We start from the raw sequence: 24,556 nt of genomic DNA, 5'->3' as shown, positions 1-24,556 counted from the left end.
TTATTGTTTTGGTTGTACCCTACCACTTTTTCTATCTTCTGCTCTACCAATAGCATAACCAGCACCAGCACCAGCTAAACCACCAATAACAGCACCTCTTCCTTTCTTTTTATCAATTAAAGCGCCACCTATTGCGCCTACTCCGGCACCAATTACAGTACCTTTTGCAGCATCGCTCCAACCTTTTTTCTGAGCCTGAGTACTTGTAACACCGGCAGATGAGGTAGTAACGGTACCACCACCAGAACTATAGCTTCTTGTTGCACTACGTCTTGCAGCAGCCAATTCTGCTTGGTGTCTTTCTTCTACCCTACGTTTTTCGGCTTCTACTTCTGCACGTCTAAAACTATCTAACTTGATACTATCTCTATAGGCAGCTAATGCTTGTTGTTTTTCTAAAGCTACTTGCTTTTCGCTTTTACCGCAAGATGCCAAAACTGTTGCACCAATTGCAGCTATCATTAATATCTTTTTCATTGCTTTTAGTTTTAATTATGTAGCAACACCAATTTCTTTAAATAGTTTTCTAAAAGATGTTGCCAAGTTTTTAATATCTCAACGACGGGATAATTGAAAAAACTGTGCCAAACGAATTATCAAAAGATGTGAAAATATCAATCTACTTATCTTCTTTTTTTCACAATAAGAAAGCAAAAACATACTTTTCTTGAAAAAAACCGACTTTTATTAGGTTTTTATTGTTGTGGATAAAATTTTTAAACGGCATTTATAATTGACCAAAAAAATGGTTTGTATTGTCGGGTATTGGATACAAAAACATATATTGTGCACTTATTTTTGATAAGAATAAATGAAACTAACGATATGGGGTGCAGCCCAACAAGTTACAGGAAGCATGCACCTTTTGCAGACTGACAACTACAATATACTTATAGATTGCGGGATAGATTATGAGAAAGGAACTTACCAAGAAGACAATTTAGCATTTCCTTTTAATCCGGCTGAGATAGATTTGGTGATATTGACGCATGCCCATATCGATCACTCTGGTAATTTACCTACGTTAATAAGGATGGGATATAGCGGTCAGATCCTTTGTACTGGTCCCACAGCTGATCTTACAGAGATATTGCTTTACGACTCGGTAAATATTTTTCTGAGTAAACAGAACAAACGCCCTAAAGGTAGAAGAAAACATTACAGCGGCCCGCAGCCGTTATATCTGCAAAAACATGTAATGGAAACTACTGAAAGGTTTGTTACCATTGGTTTTGACAAGCCTTTCAAAATTACAGGAGCTATTGAGCTTACCTTTGTTCCGGTTGGTCATTTATTGGGTGCCGCAGCAGCTGTGCTAAAAATTAACGATAATGGCGTAGAAAAGAAAATTGCATTTACTGGCGATATTGGGCGAAAAAACTATCCAGTGCTAGTTAATCCGCAAAGCCTACCAGCAGTTGATTATTTGGTTTGTGAAGCTACTTATGGTGGTCGTTTGCATAGCAAAGATGCTTCCTTAGATGAAACGCTAATTAAAGTAATTGAAGAAACTTGCATCAAGAATTCTGGAAGGCTGATTATTCCTGCATTCAGTATTGGCAGAACACAGTCGTTAATTTTTAAGCTGAACCAAATTTTCAGCAAAGGCTTATTACCTCCTGTAGAAATATTCGTTGATAGCCCCCTGGCTAACCATGCTACTGATATTTATCGAAGACATCATCAATATGTAAATGAGGAAGCCAAAAGTTTCTATGAAACCAAAGGCGATGAATTTGAGTTCGACAATCTCACTTACCTGCAAAGCCAGAAAGAAAGTTTAGCGGTAAGCAATTACTTAGAACCGTGTATCATTATTTCTTCTGCTGGAATGTTGGAAGGAGGAAGAATTCAAGATCATATTTACTACAACATTCAAAATTACTACGCTACGATATTGTTTATTGGCTATTGTGCAAAAGGTACTTTAGGTGATAGGCTTTTACGCGGCGATCCGATTATCCGTTTGAGAAATCGAGATTTAATGGTTTATGCAAAAATCTTAAAAACGGATTTACTGAGTGGTCACGGCGATCATGAAGATTTGATGGACTATGTAAGACATCAGGATAAAACTACCTTAAAGAAAATTTTCCTTGTTCACGGAGAAACTAATAGCCTAAATGCGTTGAAAGATGCTTTGGAAGCCGAGACATATAAAGCAGAAATAGCTGAACGAGGCGTGAGCTACGAATTATAATTCCCTTGCCCTTTGATGAGATTTTTTTTACGAAGTGCCTATAAACGTACTTTTCTGGGGATTTAGGTTTAAAAATAACAGAAATTCACCCGACGTTCTCGTTCATTCATAAAATTCCAGCTGATGGATATTTCGTGTGTAGAACCGCCGTAACCAGCCAAACCGCCAGTAGCATGATCGTAAGAATAGCCTAGACGTAACTTATCACTAACGAAAAACTCGGCCATGCCAATAAGTCCGTTCCTATTATTAACATTACCAACTAAAGCCGGCTTGTTATAGAGTTTAATGCCTGTTCTGTAGCCCGCACCTATCCATACTTTTTGCTTAAACAGAAAAAACGCATTCAAATCTAAAACAGTTGGCCCAGAAATATCATCCTTAATTAAAAAGAAAGGCTTAAAGTCTATTTCATATTCAACCAAAGGGATTAACACGCCACCAGTTAGATAGTAATGTGGCTCTGGTGTAGGAAAGTTAAAATTTAGCTTAGCCTTGTCGAGAATGTATTTACCAATTAGGTTATTTACCGATGCGCCTATGTACATCTTTTGTGTAGAAAAAAACACGCCCGCACGAATATCGGGAATGATTGTTTTTTCCATCCCAATTGGAACATACTCATCATTTGCATCGCTGGCATCTAACATGGTGCCGTCTATGCCAGATTGCATAATGCCTGCCCCCAAACCAAAAGCCAGCTTAGAGGTTTCGTCTTCATTTACAGGGAAACGATAGGCATAATTTGCATAAGCAGAAAGATTTTTTTGTGCTCCGAGCTGATCGGAACCTACAATTAATGAAAGTCCAACCCTTTCATTAGGCATTAACGCATCAGCTGCAAAAGAAAAACTTTTTGGCGATCCGTTAATGCCTGTCCACTGATTTCTATAAGTTAAATTGAGGTTTACCCGCTCCCGATAACCCGCATATGCAGGATTGATGTAAACCGCATTAAAAATATATTGACTATACTGTGCGTCTTGTTGGGCAAAGCCTCCAAAACTGATGAGCGTTAATAAAAAGATAAGATACCACCTTCTTCTTTCCATCCTATTTATCTCTTAATAAAGTGATCCAACCGGTTACACTACTATCCACACCTTCTTTAGATACTAACTTGAGTACATAGTAATAGGTTCCCTCGCTTAACCCGTCGCCGTTCCAGTTGTTTTTGTACCCACCAGCACTTCTAAATACTTCATTACCCCATCTGTTAAATATGGATAGCGTGTTTTCTCTGTAGAGTTCGATCCCATCAATTTTAAACACGTCATTCTTACCATCGCCATTTGGCGTAATTACGTTTGGCGTTCTAATGTTGCCGATGATCTTTTTCGTATCAGTAGAGGTATTGTTGCTCATGTCTGGATCGATCAAGGTAAGATCGCCACCATTTACGTCTGCTCTATTTATTACCGTCCCAGCCACTTTAGCCATTACTCTCATTCTTAACTCAGCCGATTGCTGATCGGCCAATAGTGGCATAGTCCATATTACAGTACCACCTTCATGATTAGCTCTTCCCAGGTTTACGCGTTCTACATTTACGAAGGTCAAGTTGGGAGGTAAACGATCCACCACCGTCACATTTGGATTGTCTGTATTCCCTTTATTCTTTACGGTTATGGTATACAAAAATGGTTCATTAGGCCCAACAAATCTACTTTCAGACGTTTTGTTCACTTCTAAATCTGAAACCTCCAAAATCACCCTAAAGACATCAGACATATCAGACAAACATTCACCGTTTGTAACTTGAACGCGATAGTCTCCTGGCTCTCTAGCGGCATACATAAATGTGGTTGCATTGGGTATAGGTCTCCCATCCCTGAACCAACGGTAAGAATAAGTACTGGCAGGATTATCTATCCTTAAGGTGGCAACACCACCATACCTTATTCTTACTTCGCCAGCTACAGGTGCTTGCGCTTTTACAAACAGAACCTGCAAAAACAGCACAGCCACGTATGTAAACCTACGGAAAACCATGAGTTAGCTAAACCCCTGCTATTCTTAGTTAGCCAAAGAAATAGTTGGTTTACCTGGTTTAGGAGTAACGATAACAGTTTGCGTAGCCGTTGCATCCACGTTACATCCCTGCGTATCTGCCGACACCAAAGTACCTGTGTTACCAGCCGCTAAAACATACTTTACCGATGCGTTAAATATGTAAGTACCTACAGTTGTTGTGTTCATGGTATACAAACTTGTTGCTGTACTGCTGTTATCTGCAGAACCTGGCGTAGCTGGGTTTCCACCCTCAGTTACCGACCACGCATAGGCATATTCAACTCCAGCAGGAAGTGATGCTGCAGGCGTAGTAGTTGCTGTGATTACAGATCCAGAAGTTCCGTTAACAGCACTGTTAGCGCCGCAATAGGTACCTACAGACTTTGTTAAGGCTAAAGTTTTCGTTGGAAGTTTATAAACCTCATACGGGTCAGACAGATCGCCAATACAGCCTCCTACCGATTCGATTGCGGTAGTATATTTGTGCAAACCAACAGCCAAGCTAGCCGGTATAGTTAGATCTGCCGAGCCTGATGTAGAATAGGTAAACGGACTTCCTGCAACTTCTACCCCTTCTAAATACCAATGCACCTTATCAGTAGCATTAATAATACTTTCTTGAGGACGTAGCTTTACCGAAGTGCTACCGCAAATGTAGACATCATGATATTGTGCATAACTAGAAAAAGTTAGGCTTAATAGCAAAACTAAAGTAGCCAATGCAGTGCGGGTAATTGTTTTTTTCATCTTTTTGAGGGTTTTAATATTTGTTTATTTCTTATTGAACTAATTGTATATGTGCTTTTAAAGGATAAGGCGTAATGCTAATGCTGAAAGGGATATCTCCACTACTATCTCCAGCAGCATTTTTCACTCTCAATATTCCGTTATAAGTATTTACTGTAATATTTGCTGGCACAACTATGTTGATGTTTGCAGTACTAGCTGGAGCGACTATTGTTGGCAAAGCAGCATCTGTAACGTTAACTAAACCAGCAGCCAATGCGGCACTATTCCAAATGATGCTGTAAGAATTTGGATTTACTCTAGGATTGCTATAAGGCAGAGTTACTGTTATTTCTCCAACACACACAGAAGGCGACGGCAACAAGGTTACCAAAGGTGGTTCTCTAACGATGAAGACTTCGGTATGTTCGCAATTGTTTTCATCTTTGATGGTAAGCTCATATGATCCCGGAACGAGATTACTGATATTTTGTGTGGTTACAACAGAACCGTCTGGATACAACCATCTATAAGTACGAACTCCCACTCCACCACTAGAAACTACAGAAATAGATCCGTCATTTGCACCGTAAGCTGATATATGGGTAATTGTTTCCGCTATAGCCAGTAAAGGTTGTGGCTGATTAATAGTTAACTCTCCAATATTATATGCGCCAAGCGGATCAGTAACTCTGAATTGAATAGTTACGGTTCCAAAAAATCTAATCTTCGGAACAAAAAGAAAATCCCCATTCGCATCTAGTGTAAAAGTGCCTTTGTTGGTGTCGTAAGTACCTTCGAGGGTATAAACCAATGTAGCAGGCGTGTGCGCTGCATCTGGATCTGTTGCTTTTAGTGTACCTTGGGCTCTATCAAAACACTCCAACACATCGATGTTAAGATCATCTGGAAGCGGTTTAGCATTAATATGTACATCTTCTCCTGTTAATGTAGCTAAATCACCATTATAGTTGATACCTTTTACATTGCCAGCATTACCAGTTTCGTAAGACGTATTACCGCCAAACGCATTATCTCTCGCGGTAACTCTCCTGTCTGGATTAAGAGATGTACGTGTAGGGTCTAAATAAGTACTTTGGGCACTAGCGTGGTGCATTCCTTCAGCCACATTATTTGCAATAGCTACGTTGATTGTAAAGGTTACCTGGCCACCCGGCGGAATGTTGTACGCATCGGCTAAATTAGTAGAACCGATATAGTAAACTCCTGTAGTTAAATTATATATCGGATTAGTAGCTCCAGTAGTACCGTTTATTAAATTTGCGGTAATAGATGTTACGGTAAATCCGGCAGGTAATTTTAACTCTGTTTGTACCCCACCAGCATTTCCGCCTGTTAGGCTATTGGTTAAGGTTAAGGTGTAAATTGCTGTAGTTCCTGGATTTCTGCTCCCCGGAATGCCCGGATTTTGCTCGGTTAATACTGTGGTAAGTTCCGGATAGCAGATTTGTCCGCCACCTTGCAGATGTGGAGGTAAACTTGCGCTAGTAAAAGAAACTACCTGTCCAATAGTTCCATGTCCAGCACCATGACGCGTACCATTTCCGTTATCTGCTCTACCGGCATTACCTCTTGTAACTGTAGCATTAACTACTGCGCCAGGCACATTGTGGTAAACTACACCACCTCCGCCACCTCCGCCGGGACCGTGTTCGTTCTCGTGATCATTTAACGTATTTCCACCTTTGCCTCCATGCGCCTGAATGGTTAAAGTAGCGCCAGCACTATTCGCCAAAGCTCTTACGAAAATAGTACCTCCGGCACCACCGCCACCAGCTCCATCGGGGGCACTTCCATAAACTCCAGGCTGCCCCTCACCTCCGTTAGATATTATCGTTCCAGCACCCGTGATTTTCTCTACGTTAACCAAGATAATACCACCACCAACACCACCTTTTACACCGGTAGTAGCATTATTCGCATCACCACCGCCGCCGCCGCCACCCATAATCAATCTAGTGATATCTGTAGGCACCAAGCTACCTGGTCTACCTCCATTGGGATAAGTGTTAGGCGCTCCGTGACCTTCCCAACCCAAACCGCCAACGCCACCATGTCCACCGTTACCACCGCCGCCGCCGCCAGCATTATGGTCGTTACCACCGCCACCACCGTTAGCTGGCGCACCTTTTCCATAAGAACCTCCGGGAAGCCCTTCGTCTATATTGTCAAAATCCTTGTAGCCATCGAACATATACCGTGGCGTACCTGCTATACCTTCCCCTTTACCTACAGAAGTAGTACTTCCAGAACCAGTCACATAAACACTGTTAATGTTATTTGCAGAACCTGCAACTGGGCCAAATCCGCCTCTAAATCCTTTCTCAGAAGCATCTATCCTAAAACCATTGAAATTCATGTCACCCGCCACATCAAAGGCGATAACACCACCAGCTTTACCATTGTAAGGTACAGTTGTTACGTCTGAAGTTAGCGTGAGGTTTGAATATTGGGGTACACGTACAATCTGAAATCTTCGTTGTCCTCTCGTATTGGTTGGAGCTGCATTAACATATTCATTAACTACGCCACCACCTGCATCGCCACCTCTAAAATTTAACGTACCTCCAGTAATGGGAACTGCATTAAGTGCAATTACATATTCAAATTTCCCTGAAAAACCAATATTGGTATAACCTGTTCCCCCCAGATTATCGGTTCCAGCATTTGTTAAACCACTTCCATATCTATTATCGTTATCATAATTGATAAGCGCATCTTGCATCTGGATAATCAATATCAAATCTCCTGGACGTATTCCGATATTCCCATAATTGTTGCTATGAGCATCTGTAGGCGGAACAGCTTCTAATAAAATTGATTTTTGTCCAGCAAGCAAACTTCTATTGCCGGCAACAGGAAAATAGGTATTGATTGGATTTGTGTTCGTACTAGGACCATCTATACCAGAAGTACCACAAACTTGAGCGTTTAAATGGAAAGAAAAACAAACAAAAACAAGCATCAACCCCAGGTACTTGCCTAAGTATGCAAAACATTTTTGTAGAGAAATTTTGATAGTATACGTTCGGTGCATAGGCTATCAAAATCTCTTTACAGCGTAATGTAATGAACTCATTTCTAAAGCCATAAAACTACAGGGGTACGCAAATTTCAATTATTGTGTTTGGGGTAATAAAAACTACAAGAACTACAACTTGTAGGAATTATTGTTTCGAAAATAAATTTAATTTCCCAAACAGCGAAATATTTTCTACAGTTATTTTAAAATTAACAATAAAGCAATATTAATTGGGAATTATTTTACACAAATAAGCTTACAAAGCAATGCTAATCATACCGTATCAGCGGTAGTACAATTCCCCAATTTTACGCATAAAAAAAACCGTCACCTGAATAAGTAACGGTTTAATTTAGAGCGATTAATTAATTTTAATTTTCTTGGATAATATGATAAGACACCTCTGTTCCATCAAGTGTATCAAACCATACCAAGTAGTTTTTTCCTTCTCGAAATTTAGTTACATCCATCAATGTAACTTTAGTATTATCCTTTACATTTACCTTTAGTTCTGTATTTAATGCCAGTTCTACATAGCTCGGATTGTCACCAAAATTCAAAGCACTTACAATAGCATTATTATTGGCATTAACTACCAAAGGCTTTGCATTAAACATCACACTTAAATTAACAAACCTCACTTTAAATTTACCAACCGAAGGCGCATTAGCTTGATTAATGTATCCCACAATTGATGGCTTTGAGCTTTCATTTTGGTAATACAATAGCGTATAAGTGTTATCACTATAAAGCACAGCTTCTATCGCTGTTGTCGCTTTGTTCTCCACCGCTCCGTTAGACCAAAAAATACTTCTACCAGAATTTACTTCTACATAACCACTGTAAGTGCCATAAGCTACGGCTTGCGATGTAAGTTTGTTATTTTCCTGATACAACTCTTGCGGATCGGAATTAAGGTAGGTATTTACAAACCGCACCCGTGCCTTCCCTTCTTCCATAACAGGTTGATCCTTTTTGCAAGCCAATAGGCTGGCGAAAGTAATAAGTATAAAAAATAGACTTAGTTTTTTGCTCATCTGGTATTAGCGATTATCTGCTTTTGTAACTATATCCATACCATTTATTAAGGAAATTTATAATTGCCCTGTTAAATCGTTCTGCAGAAATCTCTCTAATAGCCTCGTTATTTCTAACAGTAATTCCCGGAGTTTCTGCTTGTATTGCCGAAATATTATCTCTATATCCTTTTGTTGCACCATAAACAGCAGTACCATATTTTCTAGTACAATATCCGCCATTAAAATATGGACGCTTTTTGGCCTCGCCTTTCGCATCAGTGCCAAAAAGTTCCGCATTAGCCTCTAAAGTTTTGATTTTAGTACCAGGCACTGCAATTACCTTTTCAGCTTCCAACAATCCACCAAAACTGTGCGGTCCTCTTATCAGCTGAGAAAATGGCACCTGCGGATTTGCTCTTGCTATCGCAGCAATAGTAGAAGAATCCGCTAGTTTATCCAGATATTCATCGCTCTGCGAAATAGCAGTTGCACTTAAACCGTAACCTAATTCCGTTTGATCAATAAATCTACTGCTTAACTCTTTGCCGTTTACAGCAATATAAGGCTGTGCACTTTGGTAGGTGTGCGCCTGCCCATGCAAATCTAAAAACAATGCTCCTTTTCCATTTTTCTGTGTTTCAGCCATTCTTTCGCGAGCAGCTTTTAGCAAATTATGATAACTCAAATACGTATTTTTCGCATCTTCGTTGGTGTATCTTTTATCTACTTCGTTTGGATACGTATTTGGGTCTACCCTTTTCCTTCCAATAGTATTAATCACAATCCACGCCCTCTTTTTAGTAGACGACCTAAAATTAGCTGCTATTTCAAAGGCCAGCGGCAAGGTGTTGATATCTCTTCCCGTAGTTCCAGTTTCTGGAATTTCCGGATTTCCTATCGCCACACCATCGTGAGGAACGCCCAACAACAAGGGTGCATCATCATCGCCAACTATTAATTTTGTGTAGTTTTTGAAGCCATAAACCGTATCGCCCGGCTTATAGGTTTTTCCCTCGTAGCTAAACAGCTTGTCGTTTACTTTATCGCTATTTTTAAAAGCGAAAGCGAAAATTAACAAAGCAGGCAAAACAAAGTAAACCTGCAATGGCTTTAGTTTAGTGGTCATCATCTATAAGTTTTAAATATAGACTGTTTCTAGTGCAAGAAGGCTCGAAATAAAATTGATTTTTTTCTGATTAACAATTCAAGCACAAATTACAATTGCTTTTTTAGGAAAATCTGCGTCAGTATTTCTTGGCTATCGTAGCCCCTCTTTTCGCTTTACTGCGTTGGCAAACACATAGGTTTGCCACTACGTGCTCGCTACAATAGGGTTTATTATACAACGTTTCTTTTGCGCTTAGCAAAATCTTACCTGTGTTTCGCCACAAACGCAATTAGTTACAAAACGTAACTGGCACTTTTGTCCACTGTACTAAATCTGGAATATCGTAATACGACAACAAACTATGAACTACCAAGTTATACCTATCTTTCACCAAAGGCTGATGCAGTATTTGCTGATAACTTTCTAAGCATTGGTACAAGTTTAAATTGATGATGTTTTCACGAAATAGTGAAGCATTTAAAGCTGCCAAACCAATATTCCCTTTTGCATTCAATTCTAAAGCAGCATTTTTAAATTGACCGTTATGAGCTACAAAATCGAGCAGTGAAAAAACGTCGGTAGTTCTCTGGCCCAGCAAAGGCTTGCCAATATGTAATGCCAACATTGCATTTCGGTAATCTTTACTGAAATATTTTGGATCGTTCAGTTCCAATTTATCAGCAGTTTCGCCTGTACCTCTTACATCTGCAAAAATTACAGCCACATCATTCTGATCAATGTACTGCTGCATCAAACCTAGGCTATCTATCAGTTTATTCTTTCCATCTTCGCTTATCCAAATCACTACTTTTTTAGCCGTTTTTTGAGGATAATAAACTAAAGCCGGCATCGGCACTTCGTTATCTTTTCTGATAATCACTTTGTGGAAAGAGGCAAATTTAGCTTGAACCTGTCCAAATTCTTCAACCTCAACTTTACTTTCTTTTGTGCTAATATTTAATAGCTTTTGAATGGTTTTTTTTCGGTCTACCAAACTCAGTTTTTTAAACTTTTCTCTGCTATCTGCGTATGCAGTGAACAGCCTTTCGTTTTGTTGTTGAATGTTAACCTCGTTTGAAAAGCTTAGGTTTATTTTATGCCTTTTGCTTGCAAAAAGTTCTCGATCTGTAAGTGTTTTCAACTCAGGCTCTACAATAGTTTTATCATCGTTGTAGAACCATTTTCGAAGCCATTGCACAGCCCTTTCCCTTTTTGGTTTGGAAATTCCATGCCCGTCGTCGTAGGTAAACAACGATATTTTATCAGCCTCGCCAAGACTAGCATAAACTTTTTTAAGTTCATCAAAAGATTGCAGGGTACCATTGTAATCTATAAAATCGTAACGTCCTGCTAAAATCAATGTAGGTTTTGAAGCCGCAGCTATGAGGTAATCACTCATTTCCAGCAATTGCGCACCCTCATTCGGAATTTGCGCACAACCATCTGCAGCACCTGTGGTTGCCAAAGTATTTTCTCTGCTTGCCAGATAACTACATGGTACAATTGCCTTCACTCTATCGTCTATCGCAGCGAAATAAATAGTTTGCATACCACCACCGCTATTGCCCATTACGCCAATTTTTGTGGCATCCACTTCCTTTCTTGTTACCAAGTAATCTAAACCACGTTGATTATCGAACAATTCGTAAGCAGCAACCGAAGTCCCCAACAAGTTTGACGAAAGGTTAAGCAAAGTATGTTCTGTGGTAGAGCCTCGTGTCAAGGATTTACCGGTTTCGTCAGTCAACTGCACCCGCTCACTCTGCGAAATTGGATCGATCACAAAAACCACGAAACCATTTTTAGCCAAAAGGATGGCCGTTTTCTGATAACTTTCTGTCGCTTTTGAAACATCCTCGTGACCGCAGAAAAGTAGTACAGTAGGAAACTTACCATTTCCTTTTGGCACATATAAATTCGCTGTTACATGGTGATTTTCGAAGCTTTGATAAACGATTTTCTCTATTCGATAGCCATCTTGGTTGATTTCTCCTGTAACTTGAGGCTGCAATTCAGCTTTTTGAGGTAATTTACCCAAGACTTGCTTTGCATTTTTTGCAACTGCATTTATATAGGCAAGTGTTTGCTGCTTTGAATTTAACGCATTATTCAAATCAGCTCTGCGTTGATCATATTGTTGATGCATTTGTTGCACCAAATAGGTATTTAAGCTTACATCAGCTTTCCAATCTAATACGTTGTACTGTTTTTGGGCGAAAGAATTAACGCTCAAAAAACTGAACAGGAAGATTAAAACATTTCTCAGCATATTGTTAGATTCCTCTTATCGTTAGGAATAACGGAGATTACTGGTTAGCCCCGTTCGCTTTCAACCACTTTGGATATTCCTTTGCTAATAAGTTTTGGGCAAAAGTGCCATACCAAGCATAACCGTACCTACGCTCTTGGCTAATGTCTTCTATTTTGTCTTTAATGGAGTTATCACGATCACCAAAAATTGGTTTATTGGTTTGTAAATCGTAAAAACGGGCCCAACTCACCGCTTCAGGATCTTTCACCAAACCTCTATCCTTTTCGGCTATTTTATCATATTTCACACCCACAATCTTTGTACTTTCAAACCAAGTCACTGCGTTTGCAATAGCGTTTTTAACTTCTACTGAAGGATTTTTTAACTTCATTAGAAACCTCACCACACCTACCGACTCGCCCGTACTTAATGATGCTGGTTCAAATGCTCTGGCTTTCGCTGGAATTAACTTATTTTCATCATACTGTGCAGCCCAAATGCTTGGTTTGCCATTTTGCACAAACTGCGTCTTCAAGATACAATCTATACCTCTTTTCACCGCATCTTCAGCTTTGGGGAGATACTTCGCATCTACCAATTCAAACCCGTTCGCTTTGTAAACAATGTTTAGCATCACTGTCAATGCGTTGATCATTGCATTATCGTTGTACGTAATTTCTGCTCGGTAGCTGCTTTTATCCGGATAATATTGCGGCCAACCTCCATTAGCATATTGTGCTTCCAGCAAATAATCGATGCCTTTTTCAGCTGCTCTTAAATAAGCCTGATTTCCTGTGTTTTTAAAAGCCAGCACCAAAGCATTAATTTCTCTCGTAGTCGCTGCATTATCAATAGTTGCATGTAACCGAGAAGTAGCTTTGATTTTCTCCAATAACGCATCCGTGATAGGAAGCTCGTATTTCACTACACTCTTGTCTTCCAACTGCTTTGGCCAACCTCCACTATTTAGTTGATACACCAACATTTTCTCAGCAATGGTATCAACTTTTACTTCGGTTTTTGTAGCATTTTGTGAAACATTTTGTGCTGTAGCACAGCCGCACAACGTAACGCAAACTAAAAGGGTGTTGATGATATTTTTCATTGCCGATTGTTTTGCCACAGATGCACAGATAAAATTTGCAATGGATTTAAGTAAACCATCTGTGCATCTGTAGCTAATTTCCTATTTCTTAGCTAACGCCTGTTTCGATAGCCAATTCACCAATTCCTGTCCTGCTTCGTAGTTTTTATAGTTCGAAGGAAGTCTTCTACCATCTACGTATTCATTGTACAACCAAGGGTCACCAATTACGAATACAGTGCCTTTACCATGCTTGGTCACCGACATTACATCGTCACCATCTTTATCTTTTAAAATAGATTTTACAGCACCAGAAAGTTTCAAACTACTATATTCTTTAATGAATAAATCCTTCGGTTTGAAAATTGCATTGCCAGCCGGCACAACTACCTTAGCGGTTTCGTAATTAGCTGCAACTGGCACTGTACCTTTGCTATCGCCATTAAAATGAACTCCGAACACATTGGCCAACTTATTGAAATTCGTTAACTCCACATTTGCTGCATCGTTACCCATCAACACCAAAACGCCACCAGCTTTAACCCAAGTTTCAATCTGTTTGATATCGTTAGCAGAAACAAATTTTGGATTAGGATTTTCCTTTTCAAAATCTGGATCTACGATGATGTAAACCGAAGCATTTTTCAAATTTGCCGAGGTTGGCGCCTGATACAAAGTACTCAACTTAAATCCTGAATTTTTAAACTGATCGCCCCAAAAAGAAAAACCTGGATTTGGACGTTCGTCCCATTTGTAATGCCAAGATTGGTCGTTATTGCTTTGGTCTTTCTTTACTTCGTTGTTAAAGTACGAATCCAACACAACTGTTTTACCTTTGCCCGGCTTCGGCATTGCAGCAATTTCCATTTCGTTTAGTGCCAACAAAAATGCACCTACACCTTTCGGATCGTTGGTAATTACTTTTTCGCTGATGTAATATTCGTAGCTGCCATCACGATATGGCTTACCGCCCAAGCCAGATACTTCTACCGTACCTTTCAAACTAATTCTACCCGGCGCATCTTGCTGCACAAATTCCCTTTGGATACCCTTATAACCTTTATCTGCAATTGTAAAATACGATGCAGGCAACCATCCATTTCTCACTGCCTTGGCAATGGCGTACAGAAACATACTCGATGCCGATGCCTCTACATAGTTCCCTTTAGCTGTAGGTTTATCTAAAATATCGAACCATAAACCCGTTTTAGGGTCCTGTACTTTTTGTACCGCATTGGCAAAACGTGTTAAAATACCGATGATTTCTTTTCTACGTGGGTGGTTTTCAGGAAAGTTCTCCAACACGTCAACCATTGCCATACCGTACCATCCCATTGCTCTGCCCCAAAAATTTGGCGATCGGCCCGTGGTTTTATCAGCCCATGCTTCCGCCTTAGATTCATCCCAACCATGGTACATTAAGCCGGTTTTAGCATCTCTTGAGTTTTTCTCCATCCACACAAATTGGTTGGCGATATCATCAAATGCTTTATCTTCCTTAATTAAAGCGGCATATTCCGCATAAAAAGGTTGCCCCATGTACAAACCATCTAACCACATTTGGTATGGATAAATTTTCTTATGCCAAAATCCACCCTCTTTAGTACGTGGATGTTGTTTCAATTGCTCCCAAAGTGTGGTAGCTGCTTTAAAATATTTCTTCTGACCCGTTACTTTGTATAAAGTCAGCAACGTACGACCATTTTTAACATTATCGATATTGTAATCGCCCTGCTTATAGCGCTGTATTTCTCCATCTTTGGTGACAAAAAAATCCATGCTTTTTTGCATATAATTAAAATATTCGCCGTTTGCAGTACGTTTCCAAATTCCCTCTATTCCTTCTAAAACTACACCTTGGTCATAAGCCCATTTTACCCTTTTTGGTTTAGCTGGATTTAGGTTCAACGAATCTTTCCAAATTTCCATTACAGTAGCCGCCATTTGCTGAGACAGAGGTTGCACTTGAGCCACTGCGCTAAACGATAAAGCCGTCGATGAAAATGCTAAAATGCTATATTTAAAGATTTTATTCATGTACTATTTATTAATCTGTAGTGATTTTTCTTGCGCACCAGCTAAAAATTCGGCCTGCTTTTGTGCTTTAGAAACGTCTAAACCAGCGGTTTTAATATTGCTGTTTCTATCTCCAGAAATTCTGAACAATAAATCGGCACTATTATAACTTATATTTTTCAAGTTCACGTCATTTCCGTTTTGGATATTGATTAGCGGATTGCCATGTTCAATCGTCAATTTAACATTATTTAAGTTGATATTTTTACCCTCTTGGATATCAATTCCTTTCTTAGACTTAATGTTAATGTTATTTAAATTGATGTTGGCAATGCTCATTTCTGGCAAACCACGAACAAAAATTGCTTTATCTGCGCCATCGCAAACCACATTATTGATAAAAAAGTCTTTAAAAACTGGGGTTTCTTCCGTAAGAGGCAATGTTTCCACTTTTGGTGCATCACGTTTATCACCTACCAAAGGTATTGGATCTACGGCTGCGTAATACATATCAAACAAAATGGCTTCTCCCGGAATATCCATCATGTTAATGTTTTTAATATGGATATTTTCTACCACACCGCCTCTACCACGTGTAGTTTTGAAACGCAAACCAATATCAGTACCAATAAAAGTACAATCAGACACAAAGATATTTTTAGCACCACCGCTCATCTCGCTACCAATTACAAAACCGCCGTGTGCATGGTAAACAGTGCTGTTGCGAATAATTACATTTTCAGTTGGCATTGCACGTTTTCTGCCCCAAGCATCACGTCCAGATTTAATACAGATACCATCATCACCTACATCAAAAGTGCTGTTTTCTACCAACACGTTTTTGCAAGATTCAATATCCAAACCATCACCATTTTGTGCATACCAAGGATTTTTAGCATAAACATTTCTAATAGTCACATCTTCACACATCAGTGGATGAATGTTCCAAGCTGCCGAATTTTGAAACGTAACGCCCTCCAATAATACTTTCTTGCAAGAGGTAAAAACCAACAAATTCGGACGGAAGAAATCTTTTAACGAATCGTAGTGCTCGGCACTTTTATCAGCACGAATTTCGCCTGGATTTCCTTTTATTTTCGATCCTTCCAAGCTTTTCTGCGAAGGATACCAAGTTTTCTTGTCTTCAGTTAACACACCGCCAGAAGCAACTAAATTCTTCCACTGGCTTACGGTCAACTTGCTTTTTTTAACAAAACGCCAAGCATCGCCACCACCATCTACAATACCATAGCCAGTAACGGCAATGTTAGTCTGGTTGGTAGCCCATAATGGCGATTGGTTTCGCATTTGCGGCAAGCCTTCCCAATTACTTTGCACTAAAGCGTATTGGCTAAAATCTCTCGTAAACTGTAAAATTGCGTTATGTGCCAAATGTAGGTTAACATTACTTTTTAACTCAACAGGCCCAGTAACCCATAAACCTTTAGGTACCAAAACTACACCGCCGCCTTTTTTATTACAAGCCACAATAGCATCATTAATGCTTTTGGTTACCAAAGTTACACCGTCACTTTTGGCGCCGTAATTCACAATATTAAAAGTATCTTTTTTGAAAGAAGTTTGGGCTACCACCGGTAAATTATCAAAAGAGTATGCCTTCTTAGCGCCCTTTTGTGCTTGCGAAATCATTGGCGCAACAAGAGCAAGAGCAAAGATTGAAGCAACAATTTTCTTCATGTTCATGTGTGTATTTATAAATGGTTATCTATTGAAACGATAACAAGTCTACACAGTTTAGCGCAGTAAACGAACTAAAACACCGAAAATAACTATGCAAACGTTCCCAATTTACAGCTTGTAAACAATAAGTTACAAGTGTTTCAATTTTTAAGGTGTCATTACAATTTTAAGTTTTAGAAAATCAAATTTCTGTGCTTTTGGCAGCCGCCCAGTCCCGCTTTCGCTCATAGCCGCTCCCGATTATCCCGATTTTATCGGGACGGGATGCGGGCTAATCCGCTCAATCGGGTTTATGATACAAAAGCTTGTGTTTAAAACCTTGTGCGCCTTGCAAAAAAACTTTTACGACAGATTTAATACAAAGTTGGGTCTTGGCGACTTTTTAGGTTGGTACATAGTAAGGCAGTTTTTTGTTAACCAAACCCGATTGAAACGACAGCCCCGAGAGAGCGATAGCGAACGAGGGCTACAGTGTAAAGCGGGACTAAATTTACCTACTAGCACCTCTATTGCTTTTCAAAAAACCACACTAATGAAGTTGTGAACAAATGGACTATTGAACCAACTTGCGCCTTTCAAAAAAAAGAATAGTTTTGTAGCAACACCAAAATGATATGAACATGCATAAAAATCCACTTGAGAGCGTTTTTAAAGTAGGCGTTACTACCGAAATTGGAAGATTGAGAAAATTATTGGTGCACAGTCCAGATAGCGGATTGGGCAAAGTGGTGCCTTCTAAAGCGCAAGATTGGCTTTTTGAAGATATTGTACACCTAGACACGATTAGAAAAGACGAATACGATTACTACACCAAGTTGCTGATGTATTTCCTTGATCCGCAGAAGATTAAAGGAAAACTTACAGAAATAGACAGCGAAGCCGCAAATAGAGGTTTTTACAAGCCAAACCACCCGAATTTTCACAACTCTGAAAATGTGGTGGAGCTGCAGAATTTATTGGCCGATATTTTAGCTGATGAATACATCCGCAAGAAGTTAACCGCCGCGGTTTGTGCCATTGAAGGCTGCACTTACAAACTGCAGTTGAAGCTTACGGCAACTGATCCAAAAGAATTGGCAGAAACGTTTATTTCGGGCAGTACGGCAGATGACACGATGATTTTTGCTCCTATCCCCAATCTGATTTTCACTAGGGATGTTGGCACAACCATTAACAATCATATTCTATTGAATAAACCAGCTAAAAAAGCTCGTGTGCGTGAAACCTTATTGATGCGTTATATTTTCTTTAATCATCCGTTTTTTAAGGTTTACAGAGACAACATCATAGAAATTCCTGACCCTACGATGCACTTTTTGCGCCCGGGAGATGAACCTGAGTTTCGTACTACCTTAGAAGGTGGCGATGTGATGATGGTAGCTCCAAACCATGTGCTGATTGGCGTGAGTGAGCGTACATCTGAAGAAGGTGCTAACGAAGCGATTAAATTATTGTTCGAGCACAACGTGGTAGAAAAAGTAACAGTAGTGAAAATTCCTGCCAAGCGTGACTACATGCACTTAGACACGGTTTTTACGCAGGTGAAACGAGATACTTGGGTAATTTTGCACAGCATTGCGCATAGTCCGGTTTATGATGCCACGGAGCCAATCCATTTCTTAAAAGAACCCGAGAAGTTGGAGACTACAACTGCAATCCAGTTTCATAAAAACAAGCCCGGGCAGCCAAAAACTTTTGAACATGTGGAGGCTTTGTTAGATGATATCAGTAGAAATGATTTGGGCAGCACTTCGCCTACTAAAATCATTTACAGCGGCGGTAACGTTTTCCCTTACGACAGCAGAGAACAATGGACAGACTCTTGCAACCTTTTAGCTATTAAAGAAGGTGTAGTTTTAGGCTACGACCGTAATGATAAAACTGTTGAGGCTTTTAAAGCACAAGGTTTTAGCGTAGTAAAAGTTGAAGATTTGATACAAGATTTAGAAAACGAGAAGGTTAACGCTGATATCTTAACAGACACTTTAGTATTGATGCCATCGGCAGAATTGTCTAGAGCTAGAGGCGGTTTCCATTGTATGAGCTTGCCGCTGTTGAGAGATGAAATTTAGGTTAATTGTTAAATTGTGAGTCTTAAAATCTAAAATCGTAAATTGATATAATGCAGACAACTTCCCACCTTTTAATGATACGCCCGGTTGATTTTAAATTTAACGATCAAACAGCTGGCGATAATAAATTTCAGGTTGCTGGCGAGCAAGAAAATGTTCAGCAGCAGGCTTTGTCCGAGTTTGATGGTTTCGTAAATATCCTTAGAAAGATTGGTGTTGATGTTACTGTAATCAGTGATACACTTGACCCAGAAACGCCGGATTCGATATTCCCTAACAACTGGGTTTCTTTCCACGACGATGGTTCGGTTTTTCTGTATCCGATGCATTCGCCAAATAGAAGGTTGGAACGCCGAAAAGATATTATTGAACAATTGGGAAAGACTTTTGAAGTAGCACATTTAACTGATTTGAGTTTTTTTGAGCAACAGCAATTGTTTTTAGAAGGCACAGGCAGTTTGGTTTTAGATAGGACAAACAAAATAGCTTACGCTTGTTTAAGTGTCCGCACGGATAAAGAAGTTTTGGAGAACTTCGCAATGTTGAGTGGCTACGAAGTTGTAGCATTTCAAGCGGTAGACGAAGGCGGTTTCCCTATTTACCATACCAATGTGATGATGTGTATTGGAGAAAAGTTTGCCGTGGTTTGCTTGGACAGCATTAAGTACACGGAAGATAAAATAGCGGTACTAGAAAGTTTCAAGACTACCAACAAAACCATAATTGATATTTCTTTCGAGCAAATGAATCACTTTGCTGGTAATATGCTTGAAGTAGAGAATAAGGATGGTGAGAGTTTATTGGTAATGTCGGAGCAAGCGTTGAAAGCCCTACATGGCACACAAATTACTGCGCTATCTGCTTTTTCAAAAATTGTAACTGCTCCTATTTATACCATTGAAAAAAATGGTGGCGGTAGTGCGAGGTGCATGTTAGCGGAGATACATTTGCCTTTGAAAACTGAAATTTAAATCATAAACAAACTCAAATGAAACATCTTATTATCGCTTCTTTACTATTAACAGCTTGTCATTTAAAAGTTAAGGCTCAATTATTTGGGAGAAGTTATTCCGCTGGCTATTACTACAATAAAAATGGAGAAAAAATTTCAGGACTTGTCAACGCAAAACCCGAATATAAGAGTAAAATCTATTTCAAGAAGGATGAAAACGCTAAAGTAGAAAAAATAGACTTCGAAGATTTTTTATCTGTAGTTGTTATAAAAGGTAATGATAGCCTTTCTGTTCAATCTACTGGAAAAATAGGTAAAGGTCTTTACCTAGCAATAGTAGCTTCGGAAAATGCTAAAATTAAGTTATACTATAAAACTTTCCCTGAAAGAAACTCTGCACCAACGATGACGGTTGGAGTATCGCCAGTAATGGGTTCTCGAGGTTCGCAACCTGCATTTACAAATAATCTCGGGTGGAAAGAAGGACGAATTATAAGTGGCTTCCAAAAGATAATGTACGAAAAAGACGGAGCAACTTTTGAAATAACCAAAAGCAACTACAAAAATATACTTAGCGAGGCTTTTGCTGATAAGCCAAAAATTGTAGAAAAAATTGGTGAAACGAAATTTAAAAATATCAGAGCAATTATTATTGACTACAACAATGCTAAAAAGTTCGATGTGATTTAAATTTTGTCATTCTTATTGATTTCGTAAGATTGATTAAATTTTAACGACTCATCACTTCAATTCATATTCAACAGCTTTTCAACACGCAAAAAATCAGCCCTTAAAACTATTTTAAATCAATGGTAATGAGATGATTGAAATCATACTTTTATTTACTAAACGAGAATATTTTAGTAATAAAATTATGCATCATGAAAAAAAATCTATTTGCTCTTGTAGCCGCAACCTTTCTTATGGCTTGTACCAGCAGCCAGTCTGAAACCACAACTGAAACATCAAACAATTCCAGCACTTCAGAAAATAGCGTCGGACAGTCGGCGGTTGTTGATGATGTTTCTAACCCGAACATTGTTCAAGTGGCAGCAAAAAGCGCTGACTTTACGACATTAGTTACTGCTGTTAAAGCGGGTGGCTTGGTAGATGCCTTAAGCAACGCTGGTCCGTTTACAGTTTTTGCGCCAACAAATGCAGCCTTTGAAAAGCTACCAAAAGGAACCGTGGAAGATTTGTTAAAACCTGAGAAAAAAGATGATTTAAGTAATATACTAGGTTATCATACTTATGTTGGCGTACTAGATGGCGTTTTGTTTCAAGATGGCTTGGAGTATGATATGGTATTTGGTGGTAAAGTTAAAATTACCCAAAAGGATGGTAAAAATTACGTAAACGGCAGCGAAATTATTTCGACAGTAAAAGCATCTAATGGCGTAATACATGTAATTAACGATGTGCTGCTTCCGAAATAAATAAAGTACTTTGTCAATCTTGATGTGCGATATGCCTGTAAGATTGACAAAGTTTATAGCATATCATTTTGTTAATTAAACCCGATTGAAGTGGAAAGCTCCCGATTTTATCGGGACTTGTAACAAAAAGCGGGACTTTCGGAACTTAAATGATACTACAACTGATTTTCAAAATCAACAACAGCAAATACGCCTAAAACATCCTAAAATATTCTGGTAATATTAGTTTTTGAGCAAAAGTATTTGAAATTGAACAACTTAAATATAAAACAAAGTAAATCAAATAATTACAACGACTAGAAATCTTCGCTAGACTTTAGAAAAAGTAAAAACTAAAGCTGTTTTTTAGAGTTAATATAAAAATGTTATTGAAGCTACATTTTTCTCGATTATTAATTACATTTTTGCAAAAATTTTTAGACAATGCAGAGTTACGAAGAATTCCTTGATCTGAGTGTTGGTTTCCCGCAAGAGGGCTATAGCATTATAGATGATGAATTATATTTCCACGATTTAAATTTGATGGAAATGATTGAAACCTATGGTACGCCCTTGCGTTTCACTTACTTACCTATGGTGAGCAAGAAAATTCAGCAGGCAAAATTGTTGTTTCAACAGGCTATTATCAAAAATAATTACCGTGGCGACTACAAATATTGCTATTGTACTAAAAGTTCGCACTTTAAGCATATTGTTGAAGAGGCTTTAAAGAACGACATCCACTTAGAAACTTCGTCGGCTTTTGATATGCCAATGATTGAGGCTTTGGAGAAAAAGGGCAACCTTACTAAAGAAACGACCATTATTTGCAACGGTTTCAAGACTTTCCAATACAAGCAATATATTATAGATATGTTGCACGATGGTTATAAAAACATCATTCCGGTATTGGATAACAAGGAGGAATTTAACCTTTACGACGATGAAATTGAGATGGATACACCTTGTAACTTGGGTATCCGTATTGCTGCTGAGGAACAACCAGATTCGCAATTCTATACGTCGCGTTTAGGTGTGCGTATGGAAGATGTGATTGATTTTTACAATAGCAAAGTGGCTGCAAACCCGAATTTTAGGGTAAAATTATTGCACTTCTTTATTAACTCTGGTATTTCTGATACGCCATATTACTGGAATGAGCTAGAGAAGTATGTGACTTTATATTGCAAATTCAAGAAAATCAATCCGGAATTAGATACTTTAGATATTGGTGGCGGTATGCCATTTAAAGATAGTTTGGTGTTCGATTTCGATTACGAGTACATGGTAAACGAAATTGTAAAACGTATCAAAGAAATTTGTGCTGAGCACGATGTAGTTGAACCAGATATTATTACTGAATTTGGTAAATACACTGTGGCTGAAGCATCTGGTATTTTATACAAAGTATTGGGCCGTAAACAACAAAACGACCGTGAAAAATGGTTGATGTTGGATGGTTCTTTCATTACTAATTTACCGGATGTTTGGGCGTTGAACCAAAAATATGTGCTGTTGCCTATCAACAATTGGGATGCTGAATATGAGCGTGTAAACTTGGGTGGCATTACCTGCGATGGGCAAGATTACTACAACCAAGAGGCGCACATGAATAGTGTATTTATGCCTAAAACCCGTAAGGTGCAGTATTTAGGTTTCTTTAATACTGGTGCTTATCAGGAGGTTTTAAGTGGTTACGGTGGTATTCATCACTGTTTATTACCTAGTCCGAAACATGTGATTATTCGTAGAAACCGCGATGAGACTTTCAACTTTGAGGTTTTTGGCGAAGAGCAAAATAGTAAGCAGGTACTTAAAATTCTAGGTTACGTTTAAACCCCCAACCCCTAAAGGGGGGGTTGTCAAGCATAAATTAATCCTTTCCGTTATGGAAGGGATTTTTTGGTTTAAGGCTGACCATATAAGGCATATAAGTTCATTTAAGGGTTATACTTTAAATCTGGTAGAGAATAATACTAATTAAAACTAATGTGTGCTTGGTGTCTTAGGTGGTTATTTTTTTATTCATTAAAATTTATCTCCTTAAATCTGCGGGAACATCAGCGAAAATCTGCGGGATAATAATGTGAAGTAGTTCAGAAAAATTTACTAATTTGGATATACATCTATCCTACATCCTATGCTAAAAGACCTTAAACTGAACAATGTCTTTGTAATAGATATTGAAACTGTTCCGCAGAAGGAAAATTTCGATGAATTACCACCACACTTACAAGATTTATGGGAACTGAAAAGTAGATATCAGCGTAAAGACGGACAAACTGCTAACGAATTTTACGACAGAGCTGGCATTTGGGCAGAGTTTGGAAAAATAGTTTGCATTAGCGTAGGCATCTATCATTTAGAACGTAAGCAAATTCATTTGCGAGTGCGTTCATTTGCACACCACGACGAAACTATCCTATTGAAGCAATTCATCAACCTACTGAACAAGCAAACTAAAAACTTGCAGCTTTGTGCGCACAATGGTAAAGAATTCGATTTTCCTTATTTATGCAGAAGAATGCTAATTAACGGTTTACCTATTCCTACTCAACTGCAACTAGCAGGCAAAAAACCTTGGGAAATTCACCACTTAGATACGATGGAACTTTGGAAATTCGGCGATTATAAAAACTACACATCGTTAAATTTGCTTGCAGCGATATTTGATTTACCAACTCCCAAAAACGATATCGATGGCAGTCAGGTGAAAGATGTTTATTACCAACAAAAAGATTTAGCTCGAATTACGAAGTATTGCCAAAATGATGTAGTTACTACTGCACAATTGTTGTTACGCTTTAAAGGATTACCGATAATTACGCAAGAAAATATTACTTTAGTGAAGTAAAGATAAAATGAAACACATAGGAACATAGGTTTCAAAATCGATAGCATTTTCAAATTCATCAAATTTTAATGAATTTCAATTTAAAAAACATAATGCTATGTG

At 38.7% G+C, this 24,556-nt stretch carries 18 protein-coding genes; 7 read left to right on the top strand and 11 right to left on the bottom strand.

Going from position 1 to position 24,556, the window contains the following annotated elements; all coding sequences use genetic code 11:
• A complete protein-coding gene (locus tag AC23ME_RS14955; protein WP_487728580.1) occupies positions 1-477 on the bottom strand; it encodes a YMGG-like glycine zipper-containing protein in 477 nt (158 codons plus the stop codon).
• Positions 478-811: 334 nt separating this feature from the next.
• Here AC23ME_RS14955 and AC23ME_RS14950 point away from each other — a divergent pair, with 334 nt between their 5' ends.
• Positions 812-2,200 carry an MBL fold metallo-hydrolase gene (locus AC23ME_RS14950; protein WP_487728579.1) on the top strand — a complete coding sequence of 463 codons (1,389 nt, stop codon included), beginning with the start codon at positions 812-814 and terminating at the stop codon, positions 2,198-2,200.
• Between the two features lie 68 nt (positions 2,201-2,268).
• On the opposite strand, the gene AC23ME_RS14945 is transcribed toward AC23ME_RS14950, so the two are convergent.
• The 10 genes from AC23ME_RS14945 to AC23ME_RS14900 form a co-directional block, all read right to left on the bottom strand.
• On the bottom strand, positions 2,269-3,252 hold the full coding sequence (locus AC23ME_RS14945) for a PorP/SprF family type IX secretion system membrane protein (protein WP_487728578.1): 984 nt from the start codon (positions 3,250-3,252) through the stop codon (positions 2,269-2,271).
• A 1-nt stretch (position 3,253) separates the two neighbouring features.
• Complete coding sequence (locus tag AC23ME_RS14940; protein ID WP_487728577.1) at positions 3,254-4,192, bottom strand: T9SS type B sorting domain-containing protein; 939 nt, start codon at positions 4,190-4,192, stop codon at positions 3,254-3,256.
• A 24-nt stretch (positions 4,193-4,216) separates the two neighbouring features.
• Positions 4,217-4,960 carry a hypothetical protein gene (locus tag AC23ME_RS14935; RefSeq protein ID WP_487728576.1) on the bottom strand — a complete coding sequence of 248 codons (744 nt, stop codon included), beginning with the start codon at positions 4,958-4,960 and terminating at the stop codon, positions 4,217-4,219.
• A gap of 31 nt (positions 4,961-4,991) precedes the next feature.
• The gene (locus tag AC23ME_RS14930) at positions 4,992-7,925 is read right to left on the bottom strand and encodes an Ig-like domain-containing protein (protein ID WP_487728575.1); all 2,934 of its coding nucleotides are present in this window, start codon (positions 7,923-7,925) and stop codon (positions 4,992-4,994) included.
• Positions 7,926-8,353: 428 nt separating this feature from the next.
• Entirely contained in the window at positions 8,354-9,019 is a 666-nt protein-coding gene (locus tag AC23ME_RS14925) for a DUF4397 domain-containing protein (RefSeq protein ID WP_487728574.1), read from the bottom strand.
• 13 nt (positions 9,020-9,032) lie between these two features.
• Positions 9,033-10,130 (bottom strand): hypothetical protein, encoded by a 1,098-nt coding sequence (locus AC23ME_RS14920; RefSeq protein WP_487728573.1) that lies wholly within the window; start codon positions 10,128-10,130, stop codon positions 9,033-9,035.
• A 268-nt stretch (positions 10,131-10,398) separates the two neighbouring features.
• Positions 10,399-12,378, bottom strand: a complete 1,980-nt coding sequence (locus AC23ME_RS14915; protein ID WP_487728572.1) for an alpha/beta hydrolase family protein — start codon at positions 12,376-12,378, stop codon at positions 10,399-10,401.
• A gap of 37 nt (positions 12,379-12,415) precedes the next feature.
• Positions 12,416-13,465: a pectate lyase gene (pelA, locus tag AC23ME_RS14910; RefSeq protein WP_487728571.1), complete on the bottom strand. Its 1,050-nt coding sequence runs from the start codon at positions 13,463-13,465 to the stop codon at positions 12,416-12,418.
• Positions 13,466-13,546: 81 nt separating this feature from the next.
• Complete coding sequence (locus tag AC23ME_RS14905; RefSeq protein ID WP_487728570.1) at positions 13,547-15,481, bottom strand: glycoside hydrolase family 88 protein; 1,935 nt, start codon at positions 15,479-15,481, stop codon at positions 13,547-13,549.
• 3 nt (positions 15,482-15,484) lie between these two features.
• Positions 15,485-17,158, bottom strand: coding sequence for a glycoside hydrolase family 28 protein (locus AC23ME_RS14900; protein ID WP_487728569.1), 1,674 nt, complete (start codon positions 17,156-17,158; stop codon positions 15,485-15,487).
• A gap of 623 nt (positions 17,159-17,781) precedes the next feature.
• Here AC23ME_RS14900 and AC23ME_RS14895 point away from each other — a divergent pair.
• The 6 genes from AC23ME_RS14895 (at position 17,782) to AC23ME_RS14870 (ending at position 24,454) form a co-directional block, all read left to right on the top strand.
• Complete coding sequence (locus AC23ME_RS14895) at positions 17,782-19,233, top strand: arginine deiminase family protein (RefSeq protein WP_487728568.1); 1,452 nt, start codon at positions 17,782-17,784, stop codon at positions 19,231-19,233.
• Positions 19,234-19,283: 50 nt separating this feature from the next.
• Complete coding sequence (ctlX, locus tag AC23ME_RS14890) at positions 19,284-20,204, top strand: citrulline utilization hydrolase CtlX (RefSeq protein WP_487728567.1); 921 nt, start codon at positions 19,284-19,286, stop codon at positions 20,202-20,204.
• A 17-nt stretch (positions 20,205-20,221) separates the two neighbouring features.
• Positions 20,222-20,875 carry a hypothetical protein gene (locus tag AC23ME_RS14885; RefSeq protein WP_487728566.1) on the top strand — a complete coding sequence of 218 codons (654 nt, stop codon included), beginning with the start codon at positions 20,222-20,224 and terminating at the stop codon, positions 20,873-20,875.
• A 191-nt stretch (positions 20,876-21,066) separates the two neighbouring features.
• Complete coding sequence (locus AC23ME_RS14880) at positions 21,067-21,621, top strand: fasciclin domain-containing protein (RefSeq protein WP_487728565.1); 555 nt, start codon at positions 21,067-21,069, stop codon at positions 21,619-21,621.
• Between the two features lie 423 nt (positions 21,622-22,044).
• A complete protein-coding gene (locus AC23ME_RS14875) occupies positions 22,045-23,436 on the top strand; it encodes an arginine decarboxylase (protein WP_308848226.1) in 1,392 nt (463 codons plus the stop codon).
• A 304-nt stretch (positions 23,437-23,740) separates the two neighbouring features.
• Complete coding sequence (locus tag AC23ME_RS14870; protein WP_487728564.1) at positions 23,741-24,454, top strand: 3'-5' exonuclease; 714 nt, start codon at positions 23,741-23,743, stop codon at positions 24,452-24,454.
• Positions 24,455-24,556: the final 102 nt, after the last annotated feature.

The organism is Pedobacter sp. T50_32 (genome assembly GCF_057652195.1).
Note: the sequence above shows the minus strand (reverse complement) of the source record. Positions and strands in the feature narration are given on the sequence as shown.